The 16,152-nt window shown below is 50.0% G+C and carries 14 protein-coding genes; 3 read left to right on the forward strand and 11 right to left on the reverse strand.

Annotated elements, in window-relative coordinates; all coding sequences use genetic code 11:
- Position 1 precedes the first annotated feature (1 nt).
- The 4 genes from LKD71_RS02870 to LKD71_RS02885 form a co-directional block, all read right to left on the reverse strand.
- On the reverse strand, positions 2-829 hold the full coding sequence (locus LKD71_RS02870) for a TrmH family RNA methyltransferase (RefSeq protein ID WP_227614271.1): 828 nt from the start codon (positions 827-829) through the stop codon (positions 2-4).
- 9 nt (positions 830-838) lie between these two features.
- Positions 839-1,819: a calcium/sodium antiporter gene (locus tag LKD71_RS02875; RefSeq protein WP_227614272.1), complete on the reverse strand. Its 981-nt coding sequence runs from the start codon at positions 1,817-1,819 to the stop codon at positions 839-841.
- Positions 1,820-2,083: 264 nt separating this feature from the next.
- A complete protein-coding gene (locus LKD71_RS02880; RefSeq protein ID WP_227614273.1) occupies positions 2,084-5,092 on the reverse strand; it encodes an EAL domain-containing protein in 3,009 nt (1,002 codons plus the stop codon).
- Between the two features lie 34 nt (positions 5,093-5,126).
- Entirely contained in the window at positions 5,127-6,536 is a 1,410-nt protein-coding gene (locus LKD71_RS02885) for an extracellular solute-binding protein (protein WP_227614274.1), read from the reverse strand.
- Between the two features lie 210 nt (positions 6,537-6,746).
- Between LKD71_RS02885 and LKD71_RS02890 the strand changes: the two genes are divergently transcribed.
- Positions 6,747-6,938, forward strand: coding sequence for a hypothetical protein (locus LKD71_RS02890; protein ID WP_178045304.1), 192 nt, complete (start codon positions 6,747-6,749; stop codon positions 6,936-6,938).
- A gap of 57 nt (positions 6,939-6,995) precedes the next feature.
- On the opposite strand, the gene LKD71_RS02895 is transcribed toward LKD71_RS02890, so the two are convergent.
- The 4 genes from LKD71_RS02895 to LKD71_RS02910 all read right to left on the reverse strand — a co-directional run bounded on the left by LKD71_RS02895 (position 6,996) and on the right by LKD71_RS02910 (position 10,203).
- Positions 6,996-7,625: a flavodoxin family protein gene (locus LKD71_RS02895; protein WP_227614275.1), complete on the reverse strand. Its 630-nt coding sequence runs from the start codon at positions 7,623-7,625 to the stop codon at positions 6,996-6,998.
- Between the two features lie 512 nt (positions 7,626-8,137).
- A complete protein-coding gene (locus tag LKD71_RS18265; RefSeq protein ID WP_331466362.1) occupies positions 8,138-8,281 on the reverse strand; it encodes a LysR family transcriptional regulator in 144 nt (47 codons plus the stop codon).
- A gap of 75 nt (positions 8,282-8,356) precedes the next feature.
- On the reverse strand, positions 8,357-9,436 hold the full coding sequence (locus tag LKD71_RS02905) for an MFS transporter (RefSeq protein WP_227614276.1): 1,080 nt from the start codon (positions 9,434-9,436) through the stop codon (positions 8,357-8,359).
- A gap of 233 nt (positions 9,437-9,669) precedes the next feature.
- Complete coding sequence (locus LKD71_RS02910) at positions 9,670-10,203, reverse strand: methylated-DNA--[protein]-cysteine S-methyltransferase (RefSeq protein WP_227614277.1); 534 nt, start codon at positions 10,201-10,203, stop codon at positions 9,670-9,672.
- A 521-nt stretch (positions 10,204-10,724) separates the two neighbouring features.
- Here LKD71_RS02910 and LKD71_RS02915 point away from each other — a divergent pair.
- Positions 10,725-11,360, forward strand: coding sequence for a class I SAM-dependent methyltransferase (locus LKD71_RS02915; RefSeq protein WP_227614278.1), 636 nt, complete (start codon positions 10,725-10,727; stop codon positions 11,358-11,360).
- A 244-nt stretch (positions 11,361-11,604) separates the two neighbouring features.
- Here the strand turns inward: LKD71_RS02915 and LKD71_RS18655 are convergent, their stop codons facing one another.
- Positions 11,605-11,925, reverse strand: a complete 321-nt coding sequence (locus LKD71_RS18655) for an MptD family putative ECF transporter S component (protein ID WP_408610966.1) — start codon at positions 11,923-11,925, stop codon at positions 11,605-11,607.
- A 165-nt stretch (positions 11,926-12,090) separates the two neighbouring features.
- Positions 12,091-12,501, reverse strand: a complete 411-nt coding sequence (locus LKD71_RS02930) for a peptide deformylase (protein ID WP_178046764.1) — start codon at positions 12,499-12,501, stop codon at positions 12,091-12,093.
- Between the two features lie 139 nt (positions 12,502-12,640).
- Between LKD71_RS02930 and LKD71_RS02935 the strand changes: the two genes are divergently transcribed.
- The gene (locus LKD71_RS02935) at positions 12,641-12,871 is read left to right on the forward strand and encodes a hypothetical protein (protein WP_227614279.1); all 231 of its coding nucleotides are present in this window, start codon (positions 12,641-12,643) and stop codon (positions 12,869-12,871) included.
- Between the two features lie 40 nt (positions 12,872-12,911).
- Here LKD71_RS02935 and LKD71_RS02940 read toward each other — a convergent pair whose 3' ends face one another.
- Entirely contained in the window at positions 12,912-16,139 is a 3,228-nt protein-coding gene (locus LKD71_RS02940) for a 3'-5' exonuclease (protein WP_227614280.1), read from the reverse strand.
- Positions 16,140-16,152 lie beyond the last annotated feature (13 nt).

The following is a 16,152-nucleotide window of genomic DNA, read 5'->3' on the forward strand; positions in this document are numbered from 1 at the left end:
ATTACTTTTTACGTCCCAGCTGCCAGAACGCCACTGCGCTGGCTGCCGCCACATTCAGGGAATCCACGCCGTGGGACATGGGGATGCGGACCGTGTAATCACAGTCGGCGATGGTCGCCTTCGCAAGGCCGTCCCCCTCCGTTCCGAGGATCAGCGCCAGCTTCTCCTCACTCATGAGCTTCGGATCGTCGATGCTGACGGAGTCGTCGGAAAGAGCCAGCGCCGCCGTTCGAAAGCCTAAACTTTTCAGTTTTTTTACACCCTCCTCGGGCCAGGAGAGCTCTTTATCCACAAAAGCCCAGGGAATCTGGAAAACCGTCCCCATGCTCACCCGGATTGCCCGGCGGTAAAGCGGATTGCTACAGTCCGGCGTCAGAATTACCGCGTCAATGTTGAGGGCCGCCGCGGACCGGAAAATAGCCCCCACATTCGTGGGATTCACCACATTTTCCAGAATTGCCAGTCTCCGGGCTCCCTGAGCCACCTCCTCGATGGTCTTCGGCGCCGGGCGGTACATCGCACAGAGCATGCCCCGGGTCAGATTGTAGCCTGTCATTTTGGAGAGAACCTCAAACTCCGCTGTGAAAACCGGAAGCTCCGGGAACCGCTCCACGATCTCCCAGGTTTCTCCCCGGACTCTTCCTTTTTCCGCCAAAAAGGCTGCCGGACGGCAGCCTGCAGCCAGAGCCCGCTCAATAACCTTCGGGCTCTCGGCAATAAATATTCCTTTTTCCGGCTCGTGCCGGTTCAAAAGCTGATTCTCCGTAAGCCGGGTAAAGACATCCAGCTCCGGAGCTTCAAAATCTGTAATCTCTATGATATTTGCCATACGTTTCTCCTATCGGATGCAGATATAAACCACATAAGCGGCGTAAAGAATCAGCATCAGGATACCTTCCTTCCGGTTCAGCTCTTTCTTCGTCCAGGCCAGAACCCATACGATAGCACTGAAAATGATGAGGATCACGATATCGATGACGTTCTCCGTCAGGAAAGCCACCGGGCTGACCGCGGAGGCGATACCAAGCACCATCAGAATGTTAAAAATGTTGGAACCGATGACGTTTCCGAGGGCCATATCCACTTCCTTTTTCTTTGCTGCCACGATGGAGGTTGCAAGCTCCGGAAGGCTGGTTCCAAAAGCCACCACTGTAAGGCCGATCAGCGTCTGGCTGATGCCCATCGCAGAGGCCACTGTCGTCGCTCCATCCACGACCCAGTCGCTTCCAAGGGCAATCGCCACGCCGCCTGCCACGATGTAGATGAGGCTCTTCGGTACGGACATGACGGGCATTTCCTCTGCCTCAGCCAGAAGCTCATCTTCTTCTCCCTCAGCCCCATTTCCGGCATTTCTTGCGGAACGGATCATGTAAAGAATAAAGAAAGCAAAGAGAACGATAAAGACAACTCCGTCCACATGGCCCAGCGTCATGTCGATAGCTCCTAAGATCAGAAGCAGGATCGCACAGGCGATGGATAAGGGAAAATCACGCTTTAAGATTCCCACCTGAACCGCTAGCGGTGTCAGCACTGCACAGACACCCACAACAACCATCAGATTGAAAATGTTGGAACCCACGGCGTTGCTGACGGCCAGAGCATTGTTTCCGGAAATGGAAGCCGTGATGCTGACTGCGGTCTCCGGAAGGCTGGTTCCCATCGCCACAATCGTCATTCCGATAATCAGAGTCGGCACATGAAAGCGCTTGGCCACGCTGCTGCAGCCCTCCACAAAGGCATCGGCTCCCTTTACCAGAAACACAAAGCCGATGACCAGCAGTACCACTGCAAAGGGTACGCTCTGCAAAATTTCATTCATAATCTTTTTCCTCCGTTTTCTGAACCTGTTTTTTTCCGTTTCCGACCGTTCAGATCTGCAAGCGTCACCATAACATAAAAAAAGCTCACATATGACTTCACCATTGGAAAATCATATGTGAGTCTCATTCTTTAAGATTTGCCAGGTACCTCAAATGGCACCGCGCCTGTTGACAAACCACACTTGCGTGTGAACTACTCCCCCACGAAATATTCAGATGGGTTTAACTATAGCGGATGGAGCTCTTTTTGTCAATAATTTTTTTCAAGAAGACGCCGTCTGCTTTGCTTCAAAAGCCTGGATCACAGCCAGGGCCTCATCGCTGATTTTACTTGGAACCGCTGCCGGGCGGGCCAGGAAATATCCCTGTAGAAGATCCACGCCCAGAGCCAGCACAGTTTCAAGCTCGGCCGCCGTCTCCATTCCTTCTGCGATGATCTGCATATTTCTCTCATGGGCATAGGAAACGATATTGGAAACGATCTGCTGTTTATCCTGGCTCTTGTCGATGTCCCGGATGATGGAAATGTCCACCTTAATGTAGGCCGGTGACAGATCGATGAGGTTCTTCTCATTGCTGTAGCCGCTTCCGTAATCATCCAGTGCAAAATTTCCCTGTAAACCAAGTGTATTTCTCTTGATCTCCAGCGCACTGCTGTCCATGCCCTCTTCTTCTGTGATCTCCACAACGAGCCTGCTTTGGAGGGAAGTGAAACGCCGCGCGTACTCTTCGCTCTCCGCCTCCGTCATATGCTGGCTTGCAACAGAATTGACGAAAAGCTTCTCTTTTCCGCTGATCAGGCCCTCCCGCTCCAGGAAAAGATAGCTCTCGGCGGATTTAAACATCGTGATACGCTCAATCTCATGGAGGCAGCCCTCCTCCCTGGCCAGCTCCATGACCTGTCCCGGATTGGTAATCATCGGAAGACTCACACGCATGAGGGCCTCGTAAGCGATAGTCTCTCCGGTCTTTCCGGAAATGATCGGCTGGAAATAATACCGTACCAGTTCTTCCCGGATGAGCTTCTGGAACTGCTGCCGTTTCTCGGTGGCAACGGCCTCTTTCCTGTAAATTTCGGGATCAAACTCGGCCAGCTCGCCTTTCTGGGTTCGTTTCACCTGATACATCGCGAAGTCCGCGTATTTTTTCATAATCGGGAATTCCCGGCTGTTCTCCGGATACCAGGCGATACCTCCGGAAATGCTCAGGTGCAGCTCTCTGCCGCTCGGAAGAGTCAGCGAAGTCTCCTTCACCGCCGTCTTCAGATTCCGAATCTCCTCCCGGATGGCCTCCTGGCTGTCATAGCCATAAAACAGCACGTTAAACTCATCGCCGGAAATCCGGGCACAGAGCGTACCCGGCGGCGTATTCCAGGCCAGACACTGTCCTGCTCTCCGGATATACTTATCGCCCCAGTCGTGGCCGAAGGTATCGTTCATATGCTTCAGATTGTCTGTATCCATCATGATGAGGGCTGCGTGTTTTAATTTCTCCGGCCGGGCGAAAATAGCTTTGCTCTCCCTCTGGAAAGCTCTGCGGCTGTAAAGTCCCGTCAACGGATCGTAATCACGCTCATGCTCGATTCGAAGCCGCTCGGTGGTGACAGCCGTCACATCTTCCACCAGACCGACCTGGGCATCCGCTTCACTGGTGGTCTCAATGCGGACATAGCGTATTTTTCCGTCGGGCAGAGGAATGTGGTAGATCAGATCCCCCGCATAGCCCTTGCTGCTCCTACAGACGCTTTCAAACTCTGTCATGATCTCCTGGAAACGTTCTTTTGTCAGGTTCTCTTCCTTTTTTTCAGGAATCCCCAGCATACTGAAAAAATTCTCTGTCACATAGACCGTGGGCGAATCCTTCCGGACCTCATAGCCGCCCAGATCCACACTCGCCATCTCCATGATCCGCAAAAACTTTGTGGAAGTATTGAGCACATCATGGCTTAACTGCGTCACAGCTGTAGCAAACTGATCCAGCTCCCGGATATGAGTGGTGGAAAATTTCGGCATGGCCGTGGGATTTTTCTGCGCCGCAGCCACTTCTCCGGAAAGCTTTGAGATAGGGCGTGCCAGATAGCGGCTTACAATCAGACTGCAGATCAGACCCACTGCCACAATCATGACAATAGCGACTCCCATGAGAAAGATTACATGATTGGAAAAAGCAAACAGATAGGTGGTCTCCACCGTTCCCACCAGCACCCACTGTTCCCCGGAAAAAGGAGCATTTCTGCTGTAGAGCGTCAGCGGCCGTACAGAGGCAAAGCTGACCTTGTTCGTCGGCGTATCCTTTAACCAGTAATCTCCACTTTCCTTCGTGAGCGTCATACTCTCAGCAGAAAAATTCTGTATAGTTCCCGCTGATGAGGAACAGGCCGCTTCCTGAAATTCAACGCTTTTTCCGGAAAGCTCCTCCCTAGTGGAAGCCAGATAATAAGTGCCGAAGCCCTGATTCTGGAGTTCCTTATTCGGAATCAAAGACTGCATATAGGAAGTCAGCATCTCCACACCCAACACGCCGTACACCGTACCGTCCTCAAAAATCAGCGGTATCGTATAAGCCAGAGCGGAACGGCCATCTCCTTTTAAGACAAAAGGCTTTCTGGTCCATCTGCCGTACTCCGCCGCATCGAGCTGGCCTTTATCCTGATAAGCCGCCTGGAAAACCTGATAGATGAAGCTTTCCTCTTCCAGCGCTTCCGGCGGAAAGGACGAAAACCAGCCCTTGTCTGTGGCGACATCCATCTGTTTCACCAGCTGAATCGGTGAACGCTCCAGAAGAAGGTCCGTATTTCTCTCGGAAGGCGTGGTCGAAGGGTCCAGATCACGGATATAAACTCCCGGCAGGGTAACATCCGCCCCGATCTGATCCAGATCTTCCGTATTCAGAACCATGAAAATGCCAGTGACAGACTTGCTCCGCAGCGTGCTGATAAGATTAGCGCTGACCGCACTCAGAAGAGGCATGGCATTTTCTCCGCTGTCATCCAGAGTCTCAAGGTCGATCGCTCCCTCTTCCGTCAGAGACGCCGTTGTCTCATTAATCTTTGCCGACAGGACGCTTAAGTCCTGATTGGCCAGCATAACATTTTCCAGATAAGCGCTCCGGTTTTCCACCTGTTTTTCCACAATATCCATGGCGTTCTGGTTCATCTGGGGGCCCATATTGCTGAAATAAAATGCCAATAGAAGCAGCAGGACTTCAAGTCCCAGGACAACCAGCATGGCTGTCAGGATCATGCGGAAAATCGATCTTTCCTTCTTCATCATCTCAGGAAGTCCCTCCTTTCCTCAAAAAAGGTGCTCATCCTTCAAAGGCCTGAAGTTGAGTTAAGGTATCCTGATACCAGTTCTGGAAATACTCGTCAGTCAGGAAATCCGCCGTCGCTGCTTCCAGTGTTTCTCCGCCTGCCATCCGCTCTTCCACAACGGCCCGGTCTGCGGTTGCCAGATCGCTCATGGAATACTGAAGCACATTCCTCGCGCCCAGACCGCCCTTGAAGGCTTTCGTCGTGTACAAAGTGCTGTTGTTTACCGTGTCAACACCGACCGTGAGGATTGCTTCCATGGAAGCGCTGAGATCCTTATCGCTCTCTTTAATCTTCTTCATATCGTTGGCTTCCTTCGTCACAGGAAGATAACCGGAGCCAACGGAAAAGGCGATGTTATTCTCTGCCTTCGTAAACCATTTCAGAAACTCGACGCAGGCTTTTTCCTCGTCCTCGGTGGCCTTGATGACTACCATACCGGCTCCCTGCTGCACCGCGCAAGCCTCGCCGCCTTCAAATACCGGGGTCGGCAGAATTTTAAGCTCAATATCGTGGCTCTCAGTGTCGCTCTCCACCACCCGAGTCGGGAAATAGGTCGCGCTGGAGGTGGAACCTACATAGCCGATGATATTTCCGGTCTTGATGTCGTCGCTGCGGAACCAGCCTGAAGCGCTGAAATAGCCCTTCACATAGGGAACATAGTAGCCATCCCAGAGTTTTTTCGCCACTTCCTCATTGAAATCCAGAGTCATCCTGCCATTTTCCACATGGAAAATCTCTGTTCCCAGCTCTTCTGCACCGATGAGCATATAGTTTGCCATGGCGTCTCTTCCGAAAAAGGCTTTGCCATCAGACCAGTCGTAGTATTTCTCTGCTGTCTCGATGAGTCCTTCCACCGTCGCCAGATCATCGTAGGCGGCTCCTGTCTCCCCGGCAAATTTCTGCCAGTCGGTATCGTTCAGAAAAAGAAGCTCCGTAGACTTTGCCACCGGGAAAATCTTGATGCTGCCGTCCCCGGAGAAATCGCCCTCCTCAATATAGTTCTGAACGTATTTTTCCTTTTCCTCTTTGGTCAGATAACCGGAAATATCGGCGATTTTTCCCATCTGATCCACGGTATAGGCCGTATCCGCATAAGCGGAGAAAATATTCGGCATCTCATCGGCTCCGACTTTTCCCTCTGCAGAGGCCAGCACGTTCGTCTCCAGATCGTTGACGCTGCCCTGGCTGCTGCTCTCCACAGTAACGCCCATCTTCTTTCCTTCACCCTCATTGAACTTGTCCACCAGGGAATTGAAGGTCTCCAGCTGGTCGCCGTTATAATAGGTCCATACGGTGATTGTCACTGGATTTTTAAATTTCACGCCCGAATTGCTGCAGCCGGCCAGAACAGCCACCATCGCGCCCACACTTAACAGGCACACAAACTGCTTCTTTTTCAGCATAGAAAAGCTCCCTTCTTCGCCCGCAGCTTGCCGTTGTGGACGCACACATTCGGGAATATTGTATCATAAAAACAGAAGGCCTGCAAGGAAAAGGCCGGTTTGCAGCTGTGATTGTATAAATTTTTCAATTCCGGACACAATAGGAAAAGCAGCGGCGCTCAGTTTTTAAGAGCCCCCTGCACAAGAAGTTTCTGCAAGGAGGAAAATGAAATGGCAAAGAATACGAAGAGTAAAAATGGTGTAAAAAATGACAATTACAGCAGTGCGTACGAGATGGACCGCACGGGAAACACCTATGAGGAAGAAAACAAAAGCAAAAACGGCTACAAGCAGGATGGAAATACCCGAGACTGCCACAAAAACAAGGCAGAGGACACCTGGGAGACAGACAGGAAATACTAAGGGATAAAGGAACCCCGGCGCGATTGCGTGATGCTCGCGCCGGGGTTTCTTCCCTGTTTATCTGTGAAAACTGGTGAAAATCGCTGCTTCCTTCTCCGGAAGTCCAAGACTTTTCCGGCCAAGCTGAAAGCTCTTCATCATAAATGCCATATTTCGGCCCAGGGTACGCATCGTCTGTAAGCCCTCAGCGTCCTTCTGTACCTCTTCTGCGGAACCGCCATATACCATATTCCAATACTGGCTCGACGCTACCGGCATGCCCGTCATGGTAAAATATTTATTCAGGACATCAAAGGAAGCAGTATTTCCGCCCCGTCGGCAGGTCACAACAGAAGCGCCGACTTTCATGGTCTTGTCTGTTCCCAGAGTGCTGAAAAACAGGCGGTCCATAAAGGAGATCGCGCCTCCTGCCGGAGATGAAAAATAAACCGGCGCACCGATGACAAAAGCGTCCGCCTCAGCAAGCTTCGGCGCTACTTCATTGACAACATCGTCAAACACACACTTTCCCGTGGCCTGGCACTTACGACAGGCAATGCAGCCCCGCACGTCCCTGTGCCCCACATGAATCAGTTCCACCTCAATGCCCTCTGCTTCCAGAGTCTTTTTCAGCTCTCTCAGAGCCGTAAAGGTGCAGCCCTTTGCCCGGGGACTGCCGTTTACCAACAATGCTTTTAATGTTTTCATGATTTCTCCTCCTTCTTACTGATATAATCTCTCGGAATCTTCAGTCCAGTAAAATCAAGGCCTTCAGATCCCTCTTTTTATAAAATCCCCCACTTTTTTTGCCAAAATTACTTGACAAATCTATAGAAAAATGCGGCGCTCCGCGCCCTTGATCAAAAGTACATTATTCGATTGTAGTCATTTTTTTGGTTACCTGTTAATTGTGGCAGTCATTCCGACTACCAAAATTTTCTTGTTGAAAATCTTCGTAAATATTATCCTGATCCGAATGTCTTTTCCCGTGATACATGGGATATCATTGAACGCTTCTGGAACCTCGATAAAAGTAAAACAGCCTAAGCAGAAAGGTTCTAAAGCTCAACCTGTTGAGAAAGTTACTTATCAAAGTTCAATGCCAGAGTTTCGCTGGCATGATCAATCAGAATTCCGAGAGATCATTCTATTATAAGAAAAACGAGACCTCCAAAGAAGTCTCTCTTTGTTTTGCAGTATATACCTGTAAGTAATAACTGTCAGCCATATAATTCTTTCCGAAGTTTCTTCGCCGCATCCAGGAAGCGCTGAACCGTCGGCGTAATATAACTCTCCTCCGCTGCCTTATTAAAGCTTCCCGCATCCGCCACCCGGATAAAGGTCTCCAGTTGTGGATTGTACATGTTCTATCACCCTTTTCCTGTCAATTTGCTCTGATTCTACCACAAAACAGAATCTTTTTCCATTCCCGATCGGCTTTATCCCATGATCCAGCCTATCAGTGTTGACATTACGATCATCACCACGGAAAACAGAAAGGAACTTACCGATATCAGAGTTGCTCTCTGTCCCGACAGAATCATCTCATTTAACAGCACATCCGTCCGAACTTCCAGGAAGTCATCGGACAGAGCGCCCACAAAACCGCCCAGGATCATGAGATAAGGTCTCCCTGTAAAAGTCATCCCAAAGGCGAACAGCACGCCTACTCCGCTTGCCAGCAACATTCTGACATAAGAACTGCCGGAAAAATACTGCGATATTTTTGCGCCTGCTGCCGCACCGAGTCCCATCATAAACAGGGCCGGTCCCAGAAGCGCGCTGTCAAGTCCCGCAAGAGGAAGCTTCGCCTGCAGGAAAAATAATAGCAGCGTCGATACCGCGCCAACCAGCGCGTTTGTAATCATGATCTTTCTTGCTCTTTTATTGGAGCGAAGAAAGGTCCAGCTTTCTTTTACGACCTCATAGAGCTGCTCCCTGCTGCTTTTGTTTTTTGTCTCCACATCTTTCATAACCTCCTGAAGGCTGCCCGCGATGAAAAGGGCGACGAGGCCAAACAGCAAATCCAGCATGTAGGCCTTTCGATATCCCAGCCACAGCGCAAGCCCCGCACATAATGTAGCCGCAGATTGAGTGATACGATAGAACATCATTTCTGTTGATGAAAATCGATTATAAGCGCCTTCATTCCCATCTTTCTTAAGACTGTCATAAGCCAGAGCCTCCCTTGTTCCGGAGGCAAGATTATAGCTAAGGGCGCTGCAGCCGATGGCCAGTGCCACGGTTCCAAAACTGTCCGACAGGATCATGAGTCCCCCTGACAAAAGCATCATCACCTGACTAAGCACAAGGGTCCTTTTCCGCCCAAACACATCGGCCACCACGCCCGATGGCAACTCAAAACAGAAGCTCACAATATGAAAAATGCTTTCCAGCAGTCCGATTTCTAGAACAGAAAAACCTCTCAGCACCAGAAGGGCCACCCAGGAGGAACCTGCCGGCAGAAAATATCCCACGGCCGTTAAAAGATACAACTTATGGATTTGTTTTTTCGACATAAAAAAATCTCCTTTTTAAAATATTCATAGGATATCTTAATCAGGAGATAGTGCTTCGCTTTTTATCCGTTTTTATAAACTGTTTACCTGAAAAAGAGCGCACTATCCCTGTAAACAGCTAAAACGTTACCTTTCATCAGATGAAGCGTCGTTGTTTTCCAGCTCATTGTGTGCTCCTTTCCTGTCCATTTGGTATTAGGCTATCACAGAAATCTGCAAATTGCAAGAATTTCTTAAAGCGCGGTTCCTTTTTTCGTAACAAAGAATCCCTTCATATCTGTATGTTCCAGCTTCAACAGCGCAATTTTCCTGTCAATTCCCCCTGCATAGCCCGTCAGGCTGCCATTTGTCCCCACCACGCGATGGCAGGGAATGATGATGGAAATCTCGTTGTGGCCTACCGCCCCGCCTACGGCCTGGGCTGACATGGAAGAAGTATTCTGCATGGCCGCCAGCCGTCCTGCAATCTCTCCATAGGTAGTCGTCTGCCCATAAGGAATCTCCAGCAAAAGCTTCCACACTGCCTGCCGGAACGGGGAGCCTGCTGGATGAAGCGGCGGTATAAAGTTCGGTTCTTTTCCTGAGAAATAGAGATCCAGCCATTTTTTTGCCTCAGCAAGAACTGGAGTTTCCTTGGGAATCTGCTCCCCCGTAAGCGTATGGGCAAAATACTTCTGCCCCTCAAACCACAGCCCCGTAAGCCCGATTTCATCCGCTGCCAGCAAAATGCCGCCCAGGGGCGACTGGTATGTGCCTGTGTAGATCATATTTCTTCCCCTTCTTTCTCTTTTCTTTTCGTTTCGTATGCTATGATTATAGCGCAATTTACGCGGTCCGGTTATCACTTTATATCCAGATATCATTACAAAATCACACTTTTTTCCATTTTGCCTTATTGCATATTCTTCTGATCGGAAGTATGATAAATAAAAAGCCCGGAGGAAAATTCTTCTCCGTAAGGCACCCATTTTCTGCTGTTCCTTTCTTCCCCTTCTTTCTCTTTTCTTTTCGTTTCGTATGCTATGATTATAGCGCAATTTACGCGGTCCGGTTATCACTTTATATCCAGATATCATTACAAAATCACACTTTTTTCCATTTTGAGTCCATTTTGCCTTATTGCATATTCTTCTGATCGGAAGTATGATAAATAAAAAGCCCGGAGGAAAATTCTTCTCCGTAAGGCACCCATTTTCTGCTGTTCCTTTTGACTTTTCCAGAAATTTGTGCTACTATTAGTTAGCAATGTCTAACTTTTTTTAAAGTTCACAGGAAGGAGACTTTCTCTATGACACCTGAAAAATATAAACAGCTTTCCATCAAAGAATTTACCGCGGCAGCCAAAATCTACGACAGCAACCATGCCGGCATTTATGAAATGTGCAAGGACGACTACCCGCCCATTCTGGCAGAGCTGGAGAAAGAACCGTTTCACGATGTCCTCGACTGCGGCTGCGGAACCGGACCGATGATCGAGCTGCTTCATGAAAAATACCCGGAGAAACACTATGTCGGTCTCGATCTGACTCCCGAGATGATCAACGTCGCTCAGGCCAAAAAGCTTTCCAACACCGAATTTGTGGTGGGCGACAGCGAGAATCTCCCCTTCCCGGAATATTCCTTCGACGCGGTCATCTGCTCGAACAGCTTTCATCACTACCCCAACCCACAGGCTTTTTTCAACAGTGCTTACTGTATTCTCCGAAAAGGAGGTCGTCTCGTTCTGCGTGATTATACCTCCTCCGATCTCATGGTCTGGCTGATGAACCATCTGGAGATGCCTCTGGCAAATCTCTTCGGACACGGCGATGTACGAATCCGCAAACCCGCGGAATTTACCGCCATGGCTGAGAAGGCCGGCTTCACCGTGCTGACGATGGAGAAGCAGAAAGGCTTCCGCGCACATCTTGTTGCACGGAAATAACGTCTGTACCATCTGATTATTCTTGCAAATTTAGAAGAGCATCAGGAACAATTCATCGATAGCCAGCGGTGTTACAATGATGCTCGGCGCGATCGCATTCAGGCGCGCGCCACGTTTGCCCCACTCGACGCACTGGACCATGACACGCTTCTCGTTACAGCGTTTTGCCAGCTGGTAGGCATTATTCTGCCTTTTCTGATGAAGATAAAGTCAGACTTTTCAATGTGTTCGGTGGAATCCCCTATTACAACAGACTGATTAGCGTCAAAAAGAGTGTTCGTGAAAATATAATTGACCTCATTGCCTCACCGGGCGCCCGCCTGGAAAATGAAGTATCTATGTACCTGAATTCGGAAATTTCAAAGATTACAAATGCAAATGCAGTATTTGAAGCACTTGCAAAGGGCTTTTCCAAATACAATGAAATGGCGCCAAATTTCTGCACTTTTGCGACCATGAGCATATAAACGCTTCCTGAGATCAGCGCACAGAATGCGGGTAACACTACATTATTGAATCCCGGAAAAATAAGAACACTGCTGAATGTTGCGACCGCTACCAGCACGAAATAAAGCGCGGTAAAAACGCCGATGGAAATTAGATCAGGTACGGTTAATTAGTTTTCACTAATTATTTTTCCCGCAATCTCCTTTGAAAAGCATGAACACATCGCGGAACTAAATGCTTTTTATGAACCTGCCGCTTCAGTCTGGGTATTCCTCTTCATTTTTCAGATGATAATCCCTTTCGTGTGATCCATCTCATGCTGGATGATCTGGGCTGTCCAGCCGTTAAATTTCTGGCGCTGTTTCTTCCAGGCCATATCGTAAAATTCCACTTCGATATTTTCATATCGGAGCGTCTTTCTGGTTCCTTCGAGGGAAAGACAGCCCTCCTCCGCCTCGTATGGCGTATCCTTGTGAAGCAGTACCGGATTAAACATTACTACATCCATAAAGCCCATGCTGACAATGATCGCATTCTTTCTGACACCGATCATATTCGCCGCCATGCCCACACATTCCTCCCGGTGAGCGCTCAAAGTATCCATCAGATCTTTTCCCAGGGAGAGGTCTGCTTTTGTGGCGGGTTCTGCCTTCTGTGAAAGGAAAAAAACATCTTTCATTATCGGTCTTACCATTGCTATGCCTCCTTTTCGCCTTCATTTTACCACAAGATCTGCCAAATAGCATTTTAAAAAGTTTCTATTCTTAACATCACGATTAGTTTAGACTAATCTATAATTAACGATTATATCTAATTGAGGAAGGTAAAAAATTATGAGTTTGACTGTTCTGAAAATCATGCTGGTACTGGGTATCAGCGGCCACGCGCTGAACATGTACTGCGACCGGATTCTGTCCATCTTTCCAAATGGAAAGCTGACTCTTGCAGATCTGAAAACCTTCGGAAAAGACGACAAGCTGGCGAAGATCATAGAAGGCGTATCCAAAAAAGTTCCGATGCGCTCCGCCATGGCTTCCATGCTGGTGTGGATTCTCCTGATTTAAGGCAAACTTTCAGGGGCTGCTTTTGAGGCAGCCCTTTTTCTCAGACGAGAGCCACTTTTCCCCGTCCCCAATGGTTCTTGTACTTCTCCAGTACCCTTTCGTAATTCCCCTCATAAATGAAGTAATAATCCAGCTGCTTTCCTTCCATATAAAGATAGGATCCGTACATCGGAATCGTGCAGGCGAGGGCCGTGCCCTCCGAGGCCAGGCCGATGCCATAGCCGTACTCCGATACCACCAGCGGCATGCGGAGCGCTTTCTGGCCGAAGCTGATATAGCGGGCCTTCTGGTTCATGGGCTCCAGTTTGCTGTCGAGGACGCCTTTGGCGTAGAGCTTCTCTTTCTTGGGCCAGTCAAAGTAGAGCCAGCCTTCTGCAACGGAGCTGTACTCCATCTGTCTCGGAAGGGCTGCTTTCTCGGCCAGCAGGCATTTTCCGGTCTTGTCAAGAAAAGTGAGAGCCCCCGTCTTCTTGTCGATCCGCACCGTGAGTTTCTCCGTCGTAAGCTCCGCCAGACCTTTTCCCTCTCTCGCTGACCACTTCACAGGACTTTCCGGCTGGTAATCCCAGTAGCCCGGTTCAAACTCTGCCCGGATGCCCTTCTGGAACTGTACCCGGATCAGGCCGTCCTCCAGAGGAATCAGATGAAGGATTCCATAATTGCTGATGACTTCCAGATATTTCTTCGTTTTCCGCAAAATCCGGACTGCCGTATCAATGCGGCTGTGGCCTTTCGGCCGTAAAACGCTGCTGTTTGGGATGCCGCCGAAGGGATAGGAAGAGGGATTGATGGGCGCTGTGGGCCGCACTTTGCTCTCCAGCGCCTTTCGCACCGGCACCTCCCGTTTCGGCGGCTGTCCGTTCTTCGGAAGGTTCAGTTTCGGAGGCGCGGGCTGCTCTCCCACAAAGCCCAGCTTCATCGGGCGGCTGTAGGAGGATAGAGCCTTCTCTTTTCCGGCCTCGGACACCTTCATGCCGCCGGAGATCTCGACCTTTTCCTCCGTTCTGTGGGCCGCTTTCACCAGAAGGCCCCTCTCTTCTGCTGTAGAAACCTTCTCCGTTGCCGGATTAGCTGCCTTTTTCTCCACAGGGGCCGGCTTTTTCCGGAGTGCCTGAGACTCCTTGTGGACCTGATTTTCCAGCGAATGGAGCCTTTTCTCCTCGGAAACCTTCGTTCCGATGAGGTCTGTCAGATCCCCTGTATGGACCACCGCCAGCTCGTGGAGGGCACGGGTGGCCGCCACATAGAGAAGCTTCACATAGGCATCCTCGCTGGGATAGTGTTCCTCGGAAGGATGGTAGAGAAGAACCGCGTCAAACTCCAGGCCTTTCGTGTACTCCACGGGCAGTACCATGACGCCGCTTCCAAACTCAGCCGTGGTGAGATCGCTGTTTACCAGTGTGATCTTTTCGCCAAGCCGGGCATCGACTTCCTTCGTCTCCTCCTCGTCCCGGCAGATCACAGCGATGGTCTCATGGCCCGCCTGCTGCCATTTCCGGATGAGTTCTACAGTCTTTTCCAGCATGGCTTTTTCATCCGCACAATCGCAGATTTCTACCGCGTTTCCGTGACGGATCACGGGTTCCACCGGGTAAATGGGAAAATTTCCATGGCGGAGGATCTCCGTCGCAAAATCCGAAATCTCCACGGTATTTCGGTAGCTCTTTTTCAGCAGGCCGAAGCTGTCAAATGGGCCTGTGAGGATCAGCTCCTGAAGGTCCTTCCAGTCGTTGAGGCCATAGCCAAAATGGATATTCTGGGAGACGTCGCCCATGATCGTGTAGGTGCAGCCCCTGAGACAGTAGGCCAGCACACCGTAAGCCATCATGCCGAAATCCTGGGCCTCGTCGATGATCACATGGCTGGCCTCCCGGATGCCGTCGTTCTCCTTGATCCGCTTATAGAGGTAAGCGAGGGCCGCCAGATCGTAGAGGTCGAACTCATTTTCCGTGAAGGGAACCTTCTTGCCTCTCTCCTTCTGCACCTCCAGAAACTCCTGATACACCTCGAAAATGGAACCTTTCCACTCTTTTTTCCCGAAATGCCACCGGTACAGCCGCTGAAGCTCCTTTTTCTCCTCATCCGTATAGGAGACAAATTTTCCGGTCAGTTCATTTTCCAGCCTTGCGTGAAGCATCTCGTTGAGCATGTCGATTTTTCCCTGGACAGAAACCGTGGGGTTGTCTTTCCTGTAAGTGCGGATCACGTTTTCATCCATGAGGAGCACACCATTTTTCTCAATCCGGATCTCCTCTGAGGGAATTGTCCGCTCCTCGTACTCCTCGCAGAAGGCCTCAAGCTCATGGAACCAGTCGTAACTTCCTTTCACCCAGGCTTCCTTATCTTTCGCATCCAGCGCTTTGATTCGATGAAAGCGCGGATCCCAGTCTTCATATAGAAAACGGACAAACAACTGCTCCATCGTCATCTGGGAAACGCCGTAGACGTCCAGATCCGGCAGAACGCTGGTGATGTAGTTCAGAAGAATCCGGTTGCTGCCGATGATGTAGAAATCCTCCGGACGAAATTTGTCCTCATAGTTGTAGAGAATGTAAGAGATCCGGTGCATGGCCACCGTGGTTTTTCCGGAACCGGCCACTCCCTGAACGATGATGTTCGTCTTCGGCGAGGTCCGGATGATCGCATTCTGTTCCTGCTGGATCGTGGCGATGATCTCTCCCAGCACCGCCTTTTTGCTCTTGGCCAGATACTTGGTGAGAAGCTCGTCGTTGGCCACCACATCCGAATCAAAGAAATCCTTCAGCTGGTCGTTTTCGATCTCATAGGTCCGTTTTCGTTTCAGGTCCACCTCGTAAGTCCCGTGATTTTTCACCTCATACTGACAGAGTCCCGTACTGTTCTCGTAATAAATGGATGCCACCGGAGCCCGCCAGTCAATGACAACAGGCTCTGAGTCTTTGTCAGAAATGCCTACCCGTCCCACATAGTAGGATTCTTCCTGCGGAAGCTTCTGATCACGGAAGTCGATCCTTCCGAAATAAGGCTTTTTCCTCGCCTTCTCACAGCGCACCAGATTCCGCTTCGTATCCTCAAGCTGTGCCTGAGTGTTGCGAAGGAGGGAAAGAGCCTCCTTATCCTTCGGTCCGTAGGTCTCCATGAGATCATAGACTTCTTCAGAAAGAGACCGGATCTGCTCCCTCGTGTGGTTCAGATTGCCCTGTGCGATGGTAAGAATGTCAGCCAGCTGTTTTTCTTCTTCCTCCCGGCTTAATCCCGGGATGGAACGAAAGGTCTTTTTTTCTTTCATTTTCTTCTCCTTT

Source organism: Fusicatenibacter faecihominis, from assembly GCF_020686945.1.
GTDB classification, from domain to species: Bacteria; Bacillota; Clostridia; order Lachnospirales; family Lachnospiraceae; genus Limivivens; species Limivivens faecihominis.